Annotated in this window: 19 protein-coding genes; 12 read left to right on the forward strand and 7 right to left on the reverse strand. The window is 53.7% G+C overall.

The genetic code is table 11. The features are described 5' to 3' along the window. From EH198_RS20050 to EH198_RS20070, 5 genes are all read left to right on the forward strand, one after another. On the forward strand, window positions 1-681 hold the full coding sequence (locus EH198_RS20050; RefSeq protein WP_379311064.1) for a signal peptide protein: 681 nt from the start codon (window positions 1-3) through the stop codon (window positions 679-681). Continuing rightward, the gene (locus tag EH198_RS20055; RefSeq protein WP_124697304.1) at window positions 678-1,070 is read left to right on the forward strand and encodes a DUF350 domain-containing protein; all 393 of its coding nucleotides are present in this window, start codon (window positions 678-680) and stop codon (window positions 1,068-1,070) included. The genes EH198_RS20050 and EH198_RS20055 overlap by 4 nt, the downstream gene beginning before the upstream one ends. A gap of 75 nt (window positions 1,071-1,145) precedes the next feature. After that, window positions 1,146-2,177: a potassium channel family protein gene (locus tag EH198_RS20060; protein WP_342772044.1), complete on the forward strand. Its 1,032-nt coding sequence runs from the start codon at window positions 1,146-1,148 to the stop codon at window positions 2,175-2,177. 34 nt (window positions 2,178-2,211) lie between these two features. Next, window positions 2,212-3,105: a GNAT family N-acetyltransferase gene (locus EH198_RS20065; protein ID WP_185702987.1), complete on the forward strand. Its 894-nt coding sequence runs from the start codon at window positions 2,212-2,214 to the stop codon at window positions 3,103-3,105. Between the two features lie 88 nt (window positions 3,106-3,193). After that, on the forward strand, window positions 3,194-3,442 hold the full coding sequence (locus tag EH198_RS20070; RefSeq protein WP_124697306.1) for a type B 50S ribosomal protein L31: 249 nt from the start codon (window positions 3,194-3,196) through the stop codon (window positions 3,440-3,442). 89 nt (window positions 3,443-3,531) lie between these two features. Here EH198_RS20070 and EH198_RS20075 read toward each other — a convergent pair whose 3' ends face one another. Together EH198_RS20075 and EH198_RS20080 are read right to left on the reverse strand one after the other, a co-directional pair. Then, window positions 3,532-4,413: a tetratricopeptide repeat protein gene (locus tag EH198_RS20075; protein WP_185702988.1), complete on the reverse strand. Its 882-nt coding sequence runs from the start codon at window positions 4,411-4,413 to the stop codon at window positions 3,532-3,534. Window positions 4,414-4,429: 16 nt separating this feature from the next. Continuing rightward, window positions 4,430-5,386: an ATP-binding protein gene (locus tag EH198_RS20080; RefSeq protein WP_124697347.1), complete on the reverse strand. Its 957-nt coding sequence runs from the start codon at window positions 5,384-5,386 to the stop codon at window positions 4,430-4,432. Window positions 5,387-5,937: 551 nt separating this feature from the next. Between EH198_RS20080 and EH198_RS20085 the strand changes: the two genes are divergently transcribed. Next, on the forward strand, window positions 5,938-6,216 hold the full coding sequence (locus EH198_RS20085; RefSeq protein ID WP_124697308.1) for a hypothetical protein: 279 nt from the start codon (window positions 5,938-5,940) through the stop codon (window positions 6,214-6,216). A 194-nt stretch (window positions 6,217-6,410) separates the two neighbouring features. Here EH198_RS20085 and EH198_RS20090 read toward each other — a convergent pair whose 3' ends face one another. Beyond that, a complete protein-coding gene (locus EH198_RS20090) occupies window positions 6,411-7,820 on the reverse strand; it encodes an MATE family efflux transporter (protein WP_124697309.1) in 1,410 nt (469 codons plus the stop codon). Window positions 7,821-8,077: 257 nt separating this feature from the next. Here EH198_RS20090 and hxlA point away from each other — a divergent pair, with 257 nt between their 5' ends. From hxlA to EH198_RS20105, 3 genes are all read left to right on the forward strand, one after another. Beyond that, window positions 8,078-8,710: a 3-hexulose-6-phosphate synthase gene (gene hxlA / locus EH198_RS20095; RefSeq protein WP_124697310.1), complete on the forward strand. Its 633-nt coding sequence runs from the start codon at window positions 8,078-8,080 to the stop codon at window positions 8,708-8,710. Window positions 8,711-8,717: 7 nt separating this feature from the next. Then, on the forward strand, window positions 8,718-9,275 hold the full coding sequence (gene hxlB, locus EH198_RS20100) for a 6-phospho-3-hexuloisomerase (RefSeq protein WP_124697311.1): 558 nt from the start codon (window positions 8,718-8,720) through the stop codon (window positions 9,273-9,275). Window positions 9,276-9,413: 138 nt separating this feature from the next. Further along, window positions 9,414-9,815, forward strand: a complete 402-nt coding sequence (locus EH198_RS20105; protein ID WP_124697312.1) for a winged helix-turn-helix transcriptional regulator — start codon at window positions 9,414-9,416, stop codon at window positions 9,813-9,815. A gap of 111 nt (window positions 9,816-9,926) precedes the next feature. Here the strand turns inward: EH198_RS20105 and pepT are convergent, their stop codons facing one another. The 4 genes from pepT to gtfA all read right to left on the reverse strand — a co-directional run bounded on the left by pepT (window position 9,927) and on the right by gtfA (window position 15,201). Then, on the reverse strand, window positions 9,927-11,159 hold the full coding sequence (gene pepT / locus EH198_RS20110; protein WP_124697313.1) for a peptidase T: 1,233 nt from the start codon (window positions 11,157-11,159) through the stop codon (window positions 9,927-9,929). A gap of 167 nt (window positions 11,160-11,326) precedes the next feature. Next, window positions 11,327-12,337, reverse strand: coding sequence for an LLM class flavin-dependent oxidoreductase (locus tag EH198_RS20115; RefSeq protein WP_124697314.1), 1,011 nt, complete (start codon window positions 12,335-12,337; stop codon window positions 11,327-11,329). A gap of 232 nt (window positions 12,338-12,569) precedes the next feature. Continuing rightward, on the reverse strand, window positions 12,570-13,547 hold the full coding sequence (locus EH198_RS20120; protein WP_124697315.1) for a LacI family DNA-binding transcriptional regulator: 978 nt from the start codon (window positions 13,545-13,547) through the stop codon (window positions 12,570-12,572). Window positions 13,548-13,746: 199 nt separating this feature from the next. Further along, the gene (gtfA, locus tag EH198_RS20125; protein ID WP_124697316.1) at window positions 13,747-15,201 is read right to left on the reverse strand and encodes a sucrose phosphorylase; all 1,455 of its coding nucleotides are present in this window, start codon (window positions 15,199-15,201) and stop codon (window positions 13,747-13,749) included. A 253-nt stretch (window positions 15,202-15,454) separates the two neighbouring features. Here gtfA and EH198_RS20130 point away from each other — a divergent pair, with 253 nt between their 5' ends. The 3 genes from EH198_RS20130 (at window position 15,455) to EH198_RS20140 (ending at window position 20,099) form a co-directional block, all read left to right on the forward strand. Then, complete coding sequence (locus EH198_RS20130; RefSeq protein WP_124697317.1) at window positions 15,455-18,439, forward strand: ABC transporter substrate binding protein; 2,985 nt, start codon at window positions 15,455-15,457, stop codon at window positions 18,437-18,439. A 118-nt stretch (window positions 18,440-18,557) separates the two neighbouring features. Next, the gene (locus EH198_RS20135; RefSeq protein ID WP_124697318.1) at window positions 18,558-19,163 is read left to right on the forward strand and encodes a hypothetical protein; all 606 of its coding nucleotides are present in this window, start codon (window positions 18,558-18,560) and stop codon (window positions 19,161-19,163) included. A gap of 120 nt (window positions 19,164-19,283) precedes the next feature. Next, the gene (locus tag EH198_RS20140; protein WP_185702989.1) at window positions 19,284-20,099 is read left to right on the forward strand and encodes an HD domain-containing phosphohydrolase; all 816 of its coding nucleotides are present in this window, start codon (window positions 19,284-19,286) and stop codon (window positions 20,097-20,099) included. The last annotated feature ends 46 nt before the right edge of the window (window positions 20,100-20,145 follow it).

The following is a 20,145-nucleotide window of genomic DNA, read 5'->3' on the forward strand; positions in this document are numbered from 1 at the left end:
TTGCGCGAGAACTATTATAAGAAGCCGGGAGCACGCCGCCGCGGGCTTGGGGGAAAGCGGGCACTTCGCTCGGCCGTCCTGCTGCTGATTATCGCGGCGGTGCTGGCTCTGGCCGGCTGCTCCGATAATCCGGACAGCGTATTCTCCACGGATTCCGGTGCGACATCAACCAGCGATGTGGCGCGGGTGCCGTGGGATTACCGGGTTGTCGAGGGTACGGTCGGTGACCTGATCGGCAGCGATATGACCATCCTGCCGAACAACGAGATGCTTCCCAATGACGGCAATTATGCGACAGGGGACAAAATCTATACGCTTCAGTACATGGACGCCGAAATCACGACGGATGCCGATCAGAAGAACCAGGTCCGCCTGTCTTCCTGGTCCACGATCAAATCCTACAAGGATTTGAAATCGGCCACAGAGGACCTGAAGAACCTGAAGATTTCGGTGACGACGGACGTCGATCTGATCGGTGTGTACAAGACGAAGTATAAGGACAAGACAAGAAACTTTGCCGTAGTGGAGCTGCCTTCGGGGAACCGGATCAAGCAGCCGATCGACGATAAGCGCTACACCGCGATGGAGAAGAAGAAGACGGTGCAGGTCGTGCTGGAAGAGGTTCATGATTTTGCGGATTACGATTTGGCTTATGCAAAATTTCGGGGGTGGGCGAATTGACGGTCGTTATCAATATTCTGGTTAGTGTAATTTTCATTATCGTGCTTCAATTGCTGGGCATGCTGATCTTCAGCTGGATGACTCCGTTCAAGGATATGGAGGAGCTGAAGAACGGCAATGTCGCCGTAGGTCTGGCGCTCGGCGGGAAATTTCTGGCGACGGCGATTATTCTCGGTGTGGCGGCCTATACGAATTCCTCGATCTGGTTTATGGCGCTCTGGTTCGCTGTCGGCTATGTCTGTCTGGTGGCGGCGTACTGGATTTTCGAGCTGGTCACGATCGGCTTTAAAATCTCCGACCATCTTAAGCAGGGCAATGTCGCGGTGGGGACGCTGCTGTGCTTTGTCTTTGTCGGAACGGCGTTTGCGGTCAGCAGTCTGATCATTTAACTATCTCGAAGGCCCGCAGGGCTGTCCTCGAAGCGGCGGGCGGCTTTGCGGGCCTTTGCGGGACATCCGAGGGGGGTGACTGCCATTCACTTTTTGTTAAAGCTGTCGGCCATGATGAACCATATCAAGAAAAGAACGATCGGTCTGAGTATTCTCCTGTTTGTCACGCTCAGTGCGACGGTCGCCTACATCCTTGAGCCGGATACGTTCGGCAGCTGGTTCAACTCGTTCTACTGGGTCATGACGACCATGGCGACGGTCGGATACGGCGATTTTTTTGCGAAGACCGTCATCGGCAAAATATTTACGATTTTTCTATACATTTTCGGCATCGGGCTGCTTAGCTTGGTCATCGGAAAGATTATCGATGCCATTGCCGAAATCGGAAGGCAGAGGAGGGCGGGAAAGTTGCCATTTTTCGGAGAGAATCATGTTATTCTCATCAACTGGAGCAAAAAGGCGCAGGCGGCGGTGGGTGAAATCCTCAGCTATACGCCGGACTGTCAGATCATCATTATCGACGAATCGGGTCAGCATCCGCTGGAGCAGATGAAACAGGTTCATTTCATCAGCGGGGACCCTTCCTCCGACGATATTCTGGTGAAGGCAGGTCTCGCCAAAGCGAGGGCGGCCATTATCTTCGGCGATATACGGATCGACGAGGCCGCACTGGTGGACGGCAAATCGCTGCTGATCGCCTCAAGCATCGAGCGGATCGCGCCGGATGTACATACAACAGTGGAAATCATGCAGGAGAAGAACGTGCAGAACTTCCGGCATGTCCGGGTCAACGACTTCGTCCTGTCGCATGACGCCGTTTCCCGGCTGGCGGTAAGAGCCGCGCTGCAGGAGGGAAATCCGGAAGTCATTACGCAGCTTATCAGCCGCTCCCACGGCGACGATATTTACGAGGTACCGGTCGACCGGTCATGGAAGACCTACGGGGATGCTTTCCAGGGCCTGCTGCGCCAAGGCGCCACCCTGATCGCCGACCGCCACGATCTGGGCATCAACCGCAGGCTGGATGATCCTATCCCTGCGGAAGCAAGGCTGTATATCGTCTCCGATGAGACAACCTACCGGAAGATCGCGGGCAAAATGGGATAACCGGATAGGTAATCCTGCTGTGGAAAGGAGCGTTATGGCCAGTATCAAACCGCTGAACGAGTTACCGCTTAAGACGGCGCTGGAAGCATGGAATACGGGATTTGAGGACTATTATGTCGATTTATTCATGAAAGAACCGGCATTTATCGCCCGGATGTACAATGAGGATCTGCTGCCGGACCAGTCCATCGTGCTCTTTGACGGTGAGCGGCCGGCGGGCCTCACGCTGAACGGCATACGTATGGTTAACGGATGCAAGGTGGCCTGGAACGGCGGCACCGCCGTTGCCCCTTTTTACCGGGGCAAGGGGGGCGGCCGGCTGTTGCTGGAGGAGAGTATCCGGCGCTACCGGGAGGAAGGCGTCGATCTGGCGACTCTGGAGGTGTTCGTGCAGAACACCCCGGCCATTGCGCTATATGAGCGGTGCGGCTATGTGAACAAAGGCATGACGCGGTTTTACGAGCGGCCCGCCGGAACTCAGCCGCCAGGGAACGCTGTTCTTGAAGCGGCCCCCGCGATTGAGGTTCAGGAGGCCGATGTGGCTAAGGCGGCGGCCCTTCCCTTCTATCGCCACCGCAGGCCGTGGCAGACCCACTGGCTGAGCCTGAAGGGCGGCCGCTGCCTGATTGCCGGGCAGGAAGGCCAAGCTGCCGGGTATCTTCCGTTCCGGCGGATTTATTCCGGGACCGGTGAGCTGTCCGCGCTGCTGATTTATCCAGGCAGCGTTATTGGCGGCCGCTTGGACGCGGAGGCAATCGCGGATACGCTGTTATCCCGGCTGCTCTCCGGCATCCCGGAAGGCGTAGGAGTAAGAGCCGTTCATATTCCGGCCACAGGCGGCTTCTTTACAGCTTCATTGGAGCGGGCCGGTCTTGTCCCCACACATGAGCTGCTGTATATGGAGCTGACTTTGACGGAAGCTTTTTGAATAAAATGTTCATTGTGGTGAAAGCTTTACCCGAAAGTAGGGTAAGTTAATACAAGATGTCTATTTTATTCAGAAAGAGGGATTAACGATGAGAGAAGGCATTCATCCGAAATACCAGCCAGTCATTTTCTATGATGCCAGCGCAGATTTTAAATTCCTGAGCGCTTCCACCAAGTCTTCGGGAGAGACGATGGAGTGGGAGGACGGCAATACGTACCCGGTCATCCGGGTCGATTCCAGCTCGGCTTCCCATCCTTTCTATACGGGCAGACAGAAGAATATCGACACGGGCGGACGTATCGACCGCTTCAATCAGCGTCTGAACTACAAGAAATAACGCAACGTATCGTATCGCCAAAAAGGACCCATCGCGGCGGGCTTCGGCCTTCTGCAATGGGTCCTTTTTCTCGTATTGTTCATCTTTATTTATATTTTGCGAAACAGCGATCTCCAGCCGAACACCTGCACCCGGACGAGCAGCTTGCTCAGCCAGTACGCCAGTACGTACAGAAGGAGAAACAGCAGCACGAAGGGGCGGAATACGATCCAGAGCACCACCCAGACGAGAAAAAACTGCCACTTGCCAAGCCGCTTCTTCGCTATAAACGGCAGGAGCAGCACGCGATAGAACCAGTATTTCTTTTGCAGGCTGTTCAAATACTCGCTGCGGATTTGCTCGTCCGTGGGGTCGATCCGGATGGCGTTCTTCATGAACTCGATCTCTTTGCCGTAATCGCCCCGTCTGTCCGCCGCCCAGGCGAGGTACAGATAGGTCTGGTCGTCCTCGGGATCGTGAAACAGCGCCATGCTCTCCGAAGAGAGCGAGCCTTCGAAATCCCGCGAGTTGGCCCGCAGATAGCTGTCCGCCGCGAGGAACAGGGAGCGGTCCGGCGCAAGCCGGAGCGCCCGGTCCATTTCCTCCCGGGCTGCTTGGAAATCCCCTTTTTTATGATAAATATTGAATTTGAGAAAAGGATAATAGCTTTCCAGCGGATCAATCCGCTGCCCTTCCGCCGCCGCTTCCAGAAACAGCGCCTCATTGCCCTGCGAGTACAGCGACACGGCCCGCACGAACCAGGCAAGCGCGTTCTCCGGATCGCATCTTAGCGCCTCGGCCGACCAATGCATCGCATGGTCATAACTGCCGGCTTTCATATGAATTTGCGCCAGCATTCCGTACGCATCGGCATTCTCCGGATCTTCCAGTATCCACTTCTCGGTTTCCTCTATCGCCTCCGCAAAGCGCCGCCAGTTCATCAGCTGAAACGCCCGCTCATAGTGGAAGGCATCAGGGCCACGCAAGCTCACGGGCATCACCGCCTGTTCATTTGATTCGGTGGGTCTTCACGTATTCAAGCACCTGCTCGTAATCTTTGTTGATATCGCTGAAGGTAGCGTAGTTCTTGGCTGTGGAGAACCAATCCAGCGTCGTCGGCTTGCGTCCCTCGATGCTCGCCTTCATATCTTTGTCCGTGATCGGCTGGATGCTGCCGCTCTCGAGAGAACGCTCGATGGCCCGCTCCACCGCATCCCTTACGATTTGCTCCAGATCAGCGCCCGAGAAATGCGTCGTCATCTCGGCCCAGCGTTTCAGGTGCAGCCCGTCCTGCGGCTTGCCTTGAAGCTTCAGGCCGAGGATTAGCTCTCTTTCCGCCGGTTCGGGCGGCGGCACAAAGAACAGATGGTTGAACCGCCCCGGCCGCCGCAGCGCCGAATCGAGGTACCAGGGGGTATTCGTCGCGCCGACGACGAGCACCTCATGGTTGAAGGACTGCAGGCCATCCAGTTCGATCAGCAGCTGATTGACCAGCATGCGGTTATGATGCTGCTGCATGTGGTGGCGGCTTCCGCCAAGCGCGTCGAGCTCGTCGATGAACATGACGCAGGGCTTTTCCTGGCGCGCTTTTTCAAAGAAATCATGTAGATTATGCTCGCTTTCCCCGATGTACATGGAGAGAATAGCCTGCAGCTCGACATGCAGGAAGTTGGCGTTGATCTCTCCGGCAATCGCCCGGGCGAGAAACGTCTTGCCGCAGCCCGGAGGGCCGTACAGCAGCAGACTGCCTCCAGCCGACTTCCCGAAGGCCTGGAACATTTCCGGCTGCTGAAGCGGCAGAATAAAGTTCAGGCGGATTTTTTTCTTCAATTCTTCCATCCCGCCGACATCCTGAAAGGTGACTTGCGATTTCTCTGTTTCGACAAGGCTGCTCTCGTCCCCGTTGAACGAAATGACCTTGAGCTTCGGTCTGATCCGGTTCTTATCCTGCTCGTCATGAGGCACGGCATTCACGCCCTTTCACCAAAAAGCGTCTCTTCTTGATACTGAAAAGCTCCCATTAAGGACAAGGGACAGTATAGGAGACGCAGCTTATCTAGTATTATAAGCAATCAAAAAAGGAGACGCAATTTACGTCTTAAGCCATCCATGCCGGAACTCCAAGATGCCCATGAGTTTCTCATGCGTAATGGGAAGACCTGGTTTTTCCACGTATTTTTGCAAAAAAAAGCTTTGTTCCCTCCTAATTATAGAGGTATAATTTTCCACAAGAAAGAAAATTATGGTATTTACGAAAGGTGAGGAAATGTGGATTCTATTGGAGGATATGTCTAATCAAACGCTAATGCTGTTTTTGCTGGTAAATATCGCGTACCTTACGGTGATGATCCTGTGCCTGCGGCAGAAATAGAAACCGGCGGTACCGAACCGCTGCCTTTACAGACAATGTTCGTTTCATCCTCTTCCGTCCGGAATTCCTTAATGCTTCGCTGTATGCAAGCCGGGGGCTTATGCTACAATGGGTTTGCAGGTCCAAGCGGGAAGGATGAACATATATGAATCAAGCCATAAACGAACAGGAAATGATCGCATTCATCGCAGGCCAAACGAAAGCCGACCCTAAAGCGATTACGCTCATTCTGAAGCATGAACAGGCGTTTATTAACAGCGCCAAGGCCAACGCCAAGGGAGAGGTCGACATCGACAGCGACGATCTGGTTGATTATGTGCTCAGCCGCAGCGACGTTAAGCTGGACGAGCTGACGGTTGAACGCATCCTGGATGCGGAGATGGACTACCTGATGGATAAAGGATTGGCCGGTTATCTGGATTAACCGGGAGGCGAGTCTTCAGGCCTTGTCCCGGTGGGGGTCGCCGTTCCCATGAGCTGTGGCAATGAAAAGAGCGGGACCGGGGAAGGAGTTATCCTTTCCCGGTCCCGCTTGTTTGATTGTCTGCCTTATTTCTGTTTCAGCCGGGAACGAAGAAGCGGCACTTGCCGGGGAAACCGCCGGGTATCGGGGTGTTATCAAGTCAGCACGGACTTCGCTTCGCCCTCGGCAGGGCCCTGCTCGACCAGGGCGTATTTCTCCCAGGCACGGCTGCGCCAGCGGAAATACATAATGACCGCCCGGGTCCATTCGTCGGCGGCGTTCGCCAGCCAGACCCCGGCAAGCCCGAGATGAAACTGGAAGACGAGCACATAAGCCAAAGGCAGACTCATGCATACCATGGAGATCAGCCCCATGTACACCGGGAACTTGGCGTCCCCCGAGGCCCGCAGGGCATTGATGATGATCAGGTTGGTGGTCCGCCCCGTTTCGAGGAAGAAGCTGAGCAGCATGACCTGAGCGCCCATAACAATAATGTTCTCGTTGTCCGTGAACAGCCCGAAGAGCGGAACGCGGAACATGATGGCGAGCACGTCAATGATTACCGTGGCGAGCAGCGCCCATTTGACGCTTTGGAACACCCGCTTGTATGCCTCCTGCGGATTCCGCCCTCCAACCAGATGGCCGACGATAATGGAGGTGCCCATTGCCACCGCCATGCTGAACAGGTAAATATAGGTCGAAATGTTAAGCGCATATTGGCGGGTTGCCATCGCTTCCGCACCCAAATAAGTGATATACAGCGTGAACACCAATTGGCAGGCCTGATAAATGATCGATTCGAAAGCGGAAGGGATACCGATTTTCAGTATTTTCAGCACATAGTTTTTGCTAAGAGAAATGTAATAAGACCACTTTACACGGATCTCCATAATCCGGTACATCAGCAGGAAGAACAGGAACACGCAGATCAGGCGGCTGACAACGGTCGAAATGGCTGCACCCTGCACGCCGAGCGCCGGGAAGCCGAAGTGGCCGAAGATCAAAATATAGTTGCCGACGACATGCAGGATGTTCATCAGCAGCGACAGCAGCATCGTTTGTACGGTGAAGCCATAGGTGCGGATTGCGGCCGCAAGGGCATTAATCAGCGCCTGAAAAAAAATAAAGCTGCCGACAATATGCATATACGCCCGGCCGTAGGCAAGAATGTCGCCCTGAACATGAAGCAGCGACAGCAGGCTTCCCCCGAATACCAGCAGAATCAAGCTCATCAGCACGCCTATAGCCATACTGAGCGTAATGGAATTGGCGGTCACCTCCGCCGCTTCGAGCGGCTTTCTGGAGCCGAGATATTGGGAGACGACGACGGCTGCACCGTTTCCGACCACGCTGAGCACGAGAATGCCGATTTGGATAATTTGGTTCGCCGCTCCTACACCGGATACGGCGTCGTCCGAAACGGAGCTGATCATGAACGTGTCAACCGTGCCCATCAGCATGAACAGGAACAGCTCGAGAAAGATCGGCCAAGTCAGCTTGACGAGACTTATTTTTTGTTGGGGGTTGGTACCCGGCTTGTTCCCGGCGGCGATTTCCGCAGCCATACATGTCACCCTCTTTGTATAAAGTCAGGTTCTTTCAATGGATTTTCAAAGGACCATATTAGCACAGCTTCCGGATAAAATCACCCCTTTTTCCCGTGTAACCCAAAGATTATGATTTTCCTGAAAAATCCCGGCACGGAACAATAGTATCCTCCAGGTGACTACACCACGGCAAAGTGCCTACTTCCTAAATGGAAATGTACTGTCTACAATAGGCGTAGCAATAAATTATATAACTATGAAGGAGACATGACCCCGTGAAATTGCAATTGGCGCTTGATTTGGTAGACATCCCTGGAGCGAAAGAAGTGGTGGCGGAAGTTGCCGACTATATAGATATTGTTGAAATTGGAACTCCGATCGTGATTAATGAAGGACTGCACGCTGTAAAAGCGATCAAGGACGCTTTTCCGCAGCTTACGGTATTAGCCGACCTGAAGATTATGGACGCGGGGGGTTACGAAGTGATGAAAGCCTCTGAAGCGGGCGCGGATATTATTACCGTACTCGGCGTTTCCGACGACTCCACGATCAGAGGCGCGGTTGAAGAAGCCAAGAAGAGCGGGAAGGAAGTTCTCGTCGACCTGATTAACGTCAAGGACATCAAAGGCAGAGCGGCGGAAGTGGACGCTCTTGGCGTCGACTACATCTGCGTGCATTCCGGCTACGATCATCAGGCCGAAGGCAAGAACTCCTTTGAGGATCTGCAAGCGATCAAGAGTGTGGTCAAGCAGGCCAAGACGGCCATCGCGGGCGGCATCAAGCTGGACACGCTGCCTGAAGTGATCGAGGCGAAACCGGACCTTGTCATCGTAGGCGGAGGCATTACCGGACAAGTTGACAAAAAGGCAGTTGCTGCTGAAATGAAGCGTCTTGTCAGTCAGTCTTAAGCGGCCGATGAACACCGTACAATACGCAGAGGAAATTATCAACGAACTGAAGCGTTCCGTTTCCCGGCTTCCCGTACGGGAAGCGGAGGAACTCGCCGAGCGGGTTCTTCGGGCAAAGCGGATATTTCTGGCGGGAGCCGGCAGATCCGGTCTAATGGGACGGGCGTTCGCCATGCGGCTGATGCATGCGGGCAAGGACGCTTATGTAGTCGGGGAAACGGTGACTCCCGGTATCGCCGAGGGAGATTTGCTTATCCTCGGCTCCGGCTCGGGAGAGACGCAGAGCTTGATTGCGATGGCGAATAAAGCCAAGGCATTGGGCGCGGGCGTAGCCGTGGTTACGATCAACCCGGAGTCGACGATTGGACGTCTGGCCGATGATACGGTGAAGCTCCCCGGAGCGCCGAAAGATCAGGCTGCAGGAAGCGGATCGACGATTCAGCCGATGGCCTCGTTGTTTGAGCAGACGCTCCTCCTGTTCTATGATGCCGTTATATTGCGGCTAATGGATAAAACGGGGCAAACGACGACCCAAATGTTCGGCAAGCATGCCAATCTGGAGTAGCGGCGCGGACTGCCGCCTGATTTTCATTGAAAAGAAATGCCTTGCTCTTCCATTTCTATGGGAAACGCATGCCGTCCTGTCCGGGGCGGCATGCGTTTCTTTTTTGTAGTATGATATCAACAAAAGGAGGCTGCAAGCATGGCAACGGAGATCAAGGACCGGATCAATCTTATGGAAATTAACTGTGAAAAAGAGCTGACTCTAGCCGTCATCGGCGGAAAGTGGAAGCTAATTATTCTATGGCATCTCGGCCTGGACGGCACGAAACGGTTCAGCGAGCTGAAAAAGCTCATTCCCCATATCACGCAAAAGATGCTGACGAACCAGCTCCGGGAGTTGGAGGAGGATCAGCTTGTTCTGCGTAAAGTGTATGCGGAGGTCCCTCCGAGAGTGGAATATTCTTTGACGGAATATGGCCAAAGTTTGATGCCCGTCCTCCGCATGATGTACGACTGGGGCAAAAACTACGGGGAAAATGTTATTTGGAAAGACGGACGACCGGCTGAGGATGAAGGACCGCTCAGTTCGGCAAGATTATAAATGAAACCGTCTGAGTAACCCTCCATTACGCATAAAGAAGCCTCCGGGCTTGGCAATCCACGCCAGGCTTCGGAGGCTTTTGTATAAAGCAGGGATAAGCTGCTCGGGAGATCAGGCCCGCCGCTCGAACAACTGCGCAATTTCGATAATCACTTCGGTCGCTTTGACCATCGTATCCGCCGAGATATATTCGAATTTGCCGTGGAAGTTCTCCCCGCCGGCAAAAATATTCGGCGTCGGCAGTCCCATATAGGACAGCTGCGAACCGTCGGTGCCTCCGCGAATCGGACGGACAATCGGCGTAATGCCGAGATTCGTCATGGCCGTATGGGCGATATCGACGATGTGGCTGACGGGCTCGATTTTTTCACGCATATTGTAATATTGGTCCTTCAGCTCCAGCACGACGCTGTGCTCTCCGTACGTCTGTCTGAATTCGTCGGCCAGGGCCTGGATGTACGCCTTGCGTTCCTCGAACCGCCCGCGGTCAAAGTCGCGGATAATATAGTTCAGCCGGCTGATCTCTACGGTCCCCTGGAACGAATTCAGATGATAGAAGCCTTCCTTGCCTTCCGTGAACTCTGGCGCTTCTCCGGCGGGCAGCCGCTCATGGAAAGCCATGGCGATTTTGGCGGAGTTGATCATTTTACCCTTGGCCGTGCCGGGGTGGACGTTGACGCCGTGGAAAACAATCTTCGCCGCTGCCGCGTTGAAGCTTTCGTACTCCAGCTCTCCCAGCGGCCCTCCGTCCAGTGTGTACGCGTACTTTGCGCCGAAGGCTTCGACATCGAATTTGTGGGCGCCGCGGCCGATTTCCTCGTCCGGCGTAAAGGCGACCCGGATTTTGCCGTGCTTGATTTCCGGGTGCTGCTTTAAGTAATGCATGGCCGTCATAATTTCGGCGATTCCGGCCTTGTCGTCCGCGCCGAGCAGAGTGGTGCCGTCGGTCGTAATCAGCGTCTGCCCGACATATCCGCCAAGCTCCGGAAAGCGGGCAGGCGAAAGTACGACGTTCAGCGCCTTGTTCAGCACGATATCGCCGCCTTCATAGGCTTCCACAATCTGCGGCTGAACGCCTGCGCCCGTGATCTCGGTAGCGGTGTCCAAATGGGCGAGAAAGCCGATGACGGGAACGTCTTTGCCGCTGTTGGACGGAAGCGAGGCGAACACATATCCATGCTGATCGACCGTAATTTCCTCCAAGCCAATTTCGGCAAGCTCCTCCGCAAGCTTCCGAGCCAGAACCAGCTGTCCCGGCGTCGAAGGACAGGTCTCGCTGCCTTCATCGGATTGCGTATCCATACGGGCATACGAAATAAAACGCTCTATAACCTCGTGCTTCAACCTCTTCATCTCCTCTGCATCTTCATAGCTGCCTTTTATTTTATCATGTTCGGAAGGCAAACCCTATTTCCGGCGATTTCCGTCAGGAGGAACTTCGAAGTGGAAATGTGGCTTTGATCCGAATCGTTCTCGACCGGCTAAGCCGGGGTAATAACGCTGCCCGGTCTTTACTTCTGAAGGACCTCGGCGAGAATTTCATAGGAGCGCAGACGGGCGGCATGATCGTAAATTTGCGAGGCGATGATCCATTCGTCGGCCTCGGTCTCCTCCAGAATCTGCTGCATCCGCTCCAGCACGGCGGCTTTGTCGCCGACAACGGCATACTGCTGTCTGCCGAGGACAAGGGCCCGCTCCTGCGGACTCCACAGCTCTTCCATGCTGTCAACCGGAGGCTTCAGCTTGCCGGGACGGCCTCGGATAAGGCTCAGCGCCTGCTGCTGTGAGGAAGTCGCGAGCCGCCGGGCTTCCTCGGACGAGTCCGCAGCTACAGCGCTGAGGCCGACCATGGCATACGGCTTGTCCAACACCCCGGAGGGCTGGAAGCTGCTGCGGTACAGGTGAAGCGCGGGCAGCAGATAGTCGGGCGCGAAATGGCTGGCAAAGGCGAAGGGCAGACCGAGCTGGCCGGCAAGCCTTGCGCTGAAGCCGCTGGAACCGAGCAGCCAGATCGGCACGTTCAGGCCCTCGCCGGGAATGGCCCGTACGCCCGGAGGGCGCGAGTCCGCCGCTTCGGGATCGAAATAGGCGCGCAGCTCGGCCAGCTGCTCCGGAAAGTCGCTTCCGTCGCTGCCGAATCCGCGCCGGATCGCCCGGGAAGCCGGCTGGTCCGAACCGGGCGCGCGGCCCAGGCCGAGATCGATGCGGCCCGGGAACAGGGATTCCAGCGTGCCGAACTGCTCGGCGATCATCAGCGGGGCATGGTTGGGCAGCATAATGCCTCCCGAGCCGACACGGATGCTCTTTGTCCCGGCCGCTACATGCCCGATCACGACCGAGGTGGCCGAGCTGGCGATGCCGGGCATATTATGATGCTCCGCCAGCCAATAGCGGCGGTATCCCCATCGCTCGGCATGCTGCGCCAGATCCAGCGGATTTCGTAATGAGTCCGCCGCCGTGCGGCCTTCCGCAATCGGAGCCAGATCAAGCACGGAAAAGGGTATATCTTGGAGCTTGTTCATGTACGAGCCTCCTATACAACACGGTTTATATATCATAAAGCAGTATTTACAGCTGCAAACCAGCGCAGTACAGGAATTATACCATAACGAAACATCATTTACATACTTAAAGTAAGGATGGATATTGTCCCGGAATAGGCTGTTTGGTGGGTCTTCAACATTAACGGAAATGAGTGGCATCTGCGATAGAACATAAAAAATCCCTCAATGATAAACTTGAGGGATCATTCTCCTATGTTGTCTCTCCTTCAATCAGATGCACCGGCAGTATATTCTCTACCGGCACCGTGTTGCCCTTCACCTGCTCCATGATGAGATCGACCGCCTTTTGGCCCATCCCGGCAATCGGCTGGGCAACGGTTGTGAGAACGGGAGAGAGCAACCCTCGGAGCGAAATGCCGTCGTAGCCGACAATTTTGATATCCTTGGGCACCCGTCGTTCCCTGGCCAGGCAAGCTTTAAGCGCATAGGCGGCAATCACATCGCTGCTGGCAAAAATGCCATCCACGTCGGGATGCTCCTCCAGCAGCCGGTTGACCAGACGCTCATAACCCTCGAAATTAAACCCATCCCAATCGGTATGCATCTCGACATGCTGCAGGCCGCGCTGCTTAGCAATCTCCTTAAAGGCGTCAAGTCTTTTCAGCGCCAGCAGATCGGGATGGGGATGGCCGCCGATATGAGCGATTTTGCGGCAGCCCTTGTCGGCCAGCAGCGCCGTTGCCAGTTCCCCGCCCCGGTAGTTATCGGAGCAAATATAGGGGATGTCGGTGCTGATCCGCCGGTCGAACGTGACCACGGGCAGATGAATCTGGCGGTAGTCTTCGACCTCCAGCGTGTGGCTGCCCAGAATAATGCCGTCGACGCGGCTGGAGCGCAGCATATCGATGTATTCCGCTTCCTTCTGCCTGTCCAGATGGGAGTTGCACAGCAGCAGCCTGTACCCGTGCAGGTAGGCATGCTCCTCGATGTGGCTGACCAATTCTCCGAAGAAAGGATGCGCCGCATGCGGAATAATCAGTCCGATAATATTCGACTTGGAGCGGCTCAGCGAACGGGCCAGCTCATTGGGCCGATAGTTCAACTCCTCCATGGCGCCGTAAACTTTTTTCTTCAGCTCTTCGCTCAAATATCCCCTGTTATTCAGCACCCGGGATACGGTGGTAACGGAAACCCCGGCCTTTAAAGCCACATCTTTAATGGTGGGCATGCAATCGCTCCTGCCTGCAGGCTCCTAGGAAAGGGACGCGCTTCACCCCTTAAGATGAAACGCGCCCCGCAGGAACTTGGTTTTTTATTAAAATATAAGAATTTATAAGTTACACGCTTATAAATGGCCTTATATTTCTACGAGAAACGTACTTGCGTCCTTAAGGACGCCATCAGGCGTTTCTTCTTGCCTAAAAAGTTTATACGCCGGCAAGCAGCGTTTCTTCGCCGGTATGCTCATCCGTGTAATGCACGGTGAATGTCCGTGCCGCAAGGTCGGCGCGCAGCGCAGCCCGAAGCGGGCCGTTCGTCCAAATCAATTCTAACGTAGACGCCTCGCCTGTGTCCATTACGGTCAAATCGCCGTCAAAAGCGCGGCAGCTGTTGCGGAACTTCATCAGCGCGAACAGCCGTTTCAGCACGGGACGCTCCAGATTCTCTTCGACTTCTTCCTTCGTATAATAATGGCGGTTGATGTTGCGGCCGACTTTGGTTTCTTCCAGCAGCTCGATGTCGTTTTTGCCGGCCAGCAGCCCGACGTAATAGACCTGCGGAATGCCTGGCGCGAAGAACTGGATGGCGCGGGCCAGCACATAGGCGTCGTCATCGTCGCCCAGGGCCGAATAGTACGTGCAGTTGAGCTGGTAGATGTCCAGATTGTTGTAAGCCATCGTGTTGTAGACCCGTTTCACATTGGCGCCCTGGGAGAACAAATTGTTTTTCGTTTCCTCGATTTCCTCGGGAGTCATCAGATCGGCGGCGTCGACAACGCCAATGCCGTCATGCGTGTCCAGCGTGGTGAACTGCTTGCGCGGGCAAATGTTCAGCCAGTGTGTCAGCCGTTCCGCCTTTCCGCTGTACAGCGCATGCAGCACTAGCATCGGCAGCGCGAAGTCATATACCCAATAGCCCTTGTCCGCAAGCTTCAGCTGAATGCTGTAATGCTCGTGTATTTCCGGGAGAAGCTCGGTTCCGTACGGCTCCAGAATGGCTTTAACTTCATCAAGCATTTCCCAAGTGTCCGGTTCGATAAAGAAGCAGCTGGTGCCCGCCTTTTTGGTAGCGTATGCAAAAGCGTCCAGACGGATAATCGAAGCGCCCCGTTCGGCCAATCCCCGAAGCTGTTCCTTCACGAACTGTTTGGTCGTTTCCGTATACAAATTGAGGTCGATCTGCTCCTCGTCGAACGTGCACCAGATTTTTTCGGTTGTTCCATCCGCGAAGGTTACATCGATATAAGGCGCGCGCGGCTTGCGCTTGTAGATAGCGTCCACATCTTCCTGCGTAGGCTCGCCGCCCGGCCAGAAGTCTTTGTAGCGGATAAACAGGTCGCGGTAGGGAGAGGCATCCTTGTTCTGCTGAAAATCTTTGAAGTAGGCGGAGCTGCGCGAGATATGGTTGATCATGAAGTCGTACATTAAGTAGAAACCGCTTTCTATTTTGGCGACGTCATCCCATGTGCCGAACTCGGGATCTACTTCCTCGTAAGTGAGCGGAGCGAATCCGCGGTCGGCCGAGGAGGGGTAAAAGGGCAGAATATGCACGCCTCCCACAATACCGTTAAAATGCCGGGAGAGCAGTTCGGCAGTCTCCTGCAAATTCTTGCCTAGGCTGTCGGCGTACGTAATCAGCATAATCTCATTTTTGATGGTCAATTCAATCGGCTCCTGTTCAATTGGAATGGTGGGCAGATCGGTAAGACAATGAAGATACATTCAGTATAAGAGTCGGGAAGTATATATGTCAACCGGTTAGCATATACTGATTTCGGTCCTTTTTATAAATATTTCCGAGGCTTCTTCCGACAATAGAAGGAAGGGAGAATTAGGCCCCGAATTAATATATTGTCGAAATTTACCGGCAGCTTTTGGATAGCTGGATACAGGCATTGAGGAGTGGGGTGAGCATATGGGATCAGGAATGGCTTATGCAACAAAGCAGCGGATAGGGTGGTTATTACTGCTCGTTCTGTTCTTGATGGGGCTCTATCCGCCATTGGCCGAAGGAGCAGCGGAACCTCCCCAGCAAAATGTCCTGATTCTCCATTCCTACCATAAAGGCTTCGCCTGGACCGATGATCAGAATGACGGCATTGTGGACCGGCTGAAGAATGCGATGGCGCCGCCCGTCATTTATACGGAGTATCTGGACTGGAAGCGATATCCAGAAGAGGACAATTTGCAGCGTTTCTACGAGATGATCAAGGGAAAATATGCGGACAAACATTTTGACGCCATCTTGGCGACGGACGATATCGCGCTTGATTTTGCCATACGTCACCGGAAAGAACTGTTAAACGACGCCCCCATTATTTTCAGCGGCGTGAATCAGGTCGGTTTCGATCGGATCAAGGACCGGCGGAACATGACCGGCATCATCGAGAATATCGATCCTTCCGAAACGATGAAAATGGCGCTTTACCTCAATCCCTCCATCCGCAACGTCTATGTCATTTACGACAATTCGGAAAGCGGCCTGTCCACCGGCCAACTGGTCATGAACAAGCTGGAGTCGCTTGGTCTAGGACTGCGGATCTTTCCGATGAACCGGATGTCCAAAGAAGAAATGGAACAGACGGCGGCATCGCTTAAACCGGACAGCATTTTGCTGATGACGACCTATTACAGCGATTCTACGGGCCGAATTACCGAATTTGACCGTCTCTCAAGCGAGCTTGCGGCCGTCAGCGCCGTTCCGGTCTATCATACGTATGATTTCGGGCTAAATCACGGCGCGTTCGGCGGAAGCCTGCTCAGCGGGAAACTGCAGGGGGAGAAGGCGGCGAATTTGGCGCTGCGCGTGCTCCGGGGAGAAAGTCCGAACCGAATCCCCGTCTCTTACGCCGGCACAAGCCGCAAAGTATTCGACTTCAATGAGCTGAATCATTTTGGGATTGCTCTAAAGGATCTTCCCTCAGGCAGCGAATTGGTCAATAAGCCGTTTTCCTTTTATGAAACGTACAGAAGCCTTGTAATCACCCTTATCGCGGCGTTTGCCGTGCTGCTTATCTTTATTTTTGTTCTGCTGTTCCATGCCGGGGTGGTCAGAAGAATCCGCAAACAGCTGATGGAGAGCAACGAGAGATTCAGCCTGGCGGCGTTCGGCGCCGATGCGGTCATCTGGGACCTCGACATGACGACGATGATCTATTACTTCTCGGACAGATGGTACGAGCTTCTCGGTTATGAAATCGGGGAGATTGACGAGCACTACATCGGCTGGAGCAATATTATTCATCCCGACGACCTTGAACAGGAGGAGCGGCAGCGGAAGGAACACCTGTCAGGACGGACGGTATACTATTACAGCGAATACCGGATACGCGCCAAATCCGGGGAATACAAGTGGTTTCAGGCCAGAGGAAAGGTGCAGCGGAACGAGGAGGGCGGCTATGTCCGGTTTGCCGGCTCGATGACGGACATCACGGACCGCAAAGGTTATGAGAGCAAGCTTCAGATGAGCTATCAGGAGTTGGAATCGACGTATGAGGAACTGACCGCCCTGCAGGATGAACTGCTTGAGCAGTATAACAAGGTGGTCGAGAACCAGGCGCTGCTTCAGGCCAGTGAGGAGAAATACCGGGTTCTTGCTTTCAATGACGAACTCAGCGGGCTGCCGAACCGGTTGTCGCTGACGGAAGAACTAAAGGCGTTCATCGAGGAGAATGAGAGCGGCCAGGCGGCATTGTTCTTCCTGGATATCGACAATTTCAAATATATTAACGATACGATGGGCCATACTTTCGGCGATCAGCTGCTTACGCAGGCTGGAGAGCGGTTGCTGGCGCTGGCCAATGGCAGCAGCAGACACTACCGTTTCGGCGGTGACGAATTCGTTATCCTGTTGAAGGACACGGAGAAGCCGGAGCAGACGGTTTTTTACGCCGAGGCGCTGATTCAAAGCTTCAATGAGCCGTTTCAGCTGGGCGACAGCACCGTTCATGTCTCTATAAGCATTGGCATCGCCCAGTACCCCCGTGACGGCAATAGCGCCGAGGCGCTGCTCAAGAACGCCGATATTGCCATGTACAGGGCCAAGCAGGCAGGTAAGGGAACGTACATCCTATATGGACAAAATATGCAGCAGCATTTTGACGAACGGGTGATTATAGAGAAGCATTTGCGGGAAGCGATCGATAACAACGAGTTGTCCTTGCAATACCAGCCAAAGGTGACTCTTCGCACCGGAGAGCTGTGGGGGTTCGAGGCGCTGATTCGCTGGAACAGCCCGGTTCTGGGGTTTGTCTCGCCTTTATCCTTCATAGGGATTGCGGAAGACTGCCGCCTGATTATCCCAATAGGGGAATGGGTGCTGCGCAAGGCTTGTCTTTTTCTTGCCGGACTTCACCGTCAGGGGCTGGGACCGTATCATATTTCAGTCAATATTTCGGTAATTCAATTGCTGCTGGACGATTTCACAGATACGGTGCTGAGGATTTTGCGTGAAACGGAATTGAACCCCCGGTACCTGGAGCTGGAGATAACAGAGTCCATCATTATGGAGTCTTTTGAAGAGATCAGCATCAAGTTGGAGTATTTGAAGCAGCGGGGCATCGGCATCGCTTTGGATGATTTCGGGACAGGCTATTCTTCCCTCAGCTATCTAAAACAGCTGCCGATTACGACGCTGAAGATCGACAAATCGTTTATTGACGGCCTTCCGGGCGAAGGGAGCAGCATGCCGCTGGCCGGCTCCATTGTCGCCATCGGTCACGATATGGGGCTGAACGTTACCGCGGAGGGCGTCGAAACGGAGGAACAGCTCGATTTCCTGAGACGGGTAAACTGCGACAAGGTACAGGGCTACTTCATCAGCCGTCCGATTGCCGAGGGTCAGGTGCTGGCCTGGACCCGACAGTATGCCCGCCAAATGATCAATGTTGAAAAGTGTTAAAAAAATGCCTAATAATCTGTCGATTCCGCTCACTTTTTAACGGATAAAACTGGCAAACGGCAATCTTCGATACTATAATTAAACTGAAATTCAACCCATTCGCGGAAGGATAGTGGACATGTTAAAGAAGCTATTGGCAAGCGGCTCGATCTTTATGCTGGCGCTGTTTCTGGTCAGCGGCGCGGTCTTTGCATCGCCGGCGGCGGACAACCTCACCCAAGATCAGCAGAACGCACTCACAATTATTGAAAAGGCCAACAAAGAAATTGACGAAAAGATTGAAAAAGCTGTCGCAGAAGCCGATAAACTACAAGAGGATTACTTGAGAGATATTCAGGTGATCAAGCAGCTTCAGGCCGCGGCGGAGCTGAATCCGGATAGTGCCCAAATCTCGGCGGATGTAGCGGAAGTGAAGACGGCTTCCGATGAGCTGGTCGACCAGTTGTTCACCCCCGGAGGAGCCGACTCGGAGGCCGTGCAGGTTCAAATTGCCGAATTGAATGAAAAAGTATCTTCGGAAGGCACCTTGATCGCTGAACGCACCAAAATTTACACCAGCGCCCTGGACAAGCTGGTTACGGATCTATACAACGAAACCTTGCAAATTGCCGACACAGCCATCGCTCAAGCGGCCGAACTGGGCGTGGTTGCCGAACGTTTCTGGAAGCTTGTGAAAATAGCGGATCGCGAGGTTTGGATCGATCCTATCGCTATAGAGTTATAAGAAAGGGTTGAAATTATGAAGGGCCTGAACTTGGGAAGGGAAGGAGACAGCATTGCGCAAGAACATCAGTTATCCACTGACCATTTGCTACTGGCAAGAGGTGACGGCTCTGAAGTAATTTTGCAGACGATTAAGCAAGATAAGCAATTCTATATTTATCCCGGCGAAGAAGCCGATACGATGGAGTTCTTCTACATACTGGAAGGCGAGTGCAGCTATAAAGGCGATAATGGGAATGTCATCCTGGGTCAAGGCGATTATTTCTACACCCATTATCTGCAGGAAGCGGTGTATTTCAGCAGTCTGACAGAGATGAAGCTGCTGTGGTACACCACCAAGCCGGCGTTTCATCTCATCAGCCATCGGATTAGAAAGCTGCAGAATGTTCTTAAACAGGTAGAAGAAAAAGATAACTATACGTACCAGCACAGCGGCCGAGTACAAAAATACTGCCTGATGATGGCCAGAATGTTAAGAATGCCTAAGGACAAGCTGGAAGATTTATATTTTGCGGCCGCATTTCACGATGTTGGTAAAATCCATACGCCGGAAGAAATTCTGAACAATCCGGGGCGATTGACGGCAGAGGAATTCGAGATTGTGAAACGTCATTCTTATGACGGCTATGTTATGGTTAAGGATTTATATTACAACAATATTTGCATCATCATCCTGCAGCATCATGAGCGGTTGGACGGTTCCGGCTACCCTTACGGGATCAAGGAGGAAGAGATTCTGTTCGAGGCCAAAATTATCGGTATTGCCGATACCTTTGACGCGATGACCTCCGACCGGCCTTACCGGAAGGGACTTCCACCGGAAGTCGCGATGGACGAACTCAAGCGGCTGTCGGGAATCCATTATGACGGCGAACTGGTCCGGTTGTTTGAACAAGCGTTAATTGCTGACGGGCTTCTGAAGCCCGAAGAGAAATGACCTTCCATATAAGGAAGGTCATTTTTTTCATCTCTATTGCATACTC

Source organism: Paenibacillus rhizophilus (assembly GCF_003854965.1).
In the GTDB taxonomy this organism is placed as follows: Bacteria; Bacillota; Bacilli; order Paenibacillales; family Paenibacillaceae; genus Paenibacillus_AQ; species Paenibacillus_AQ rhizophilus.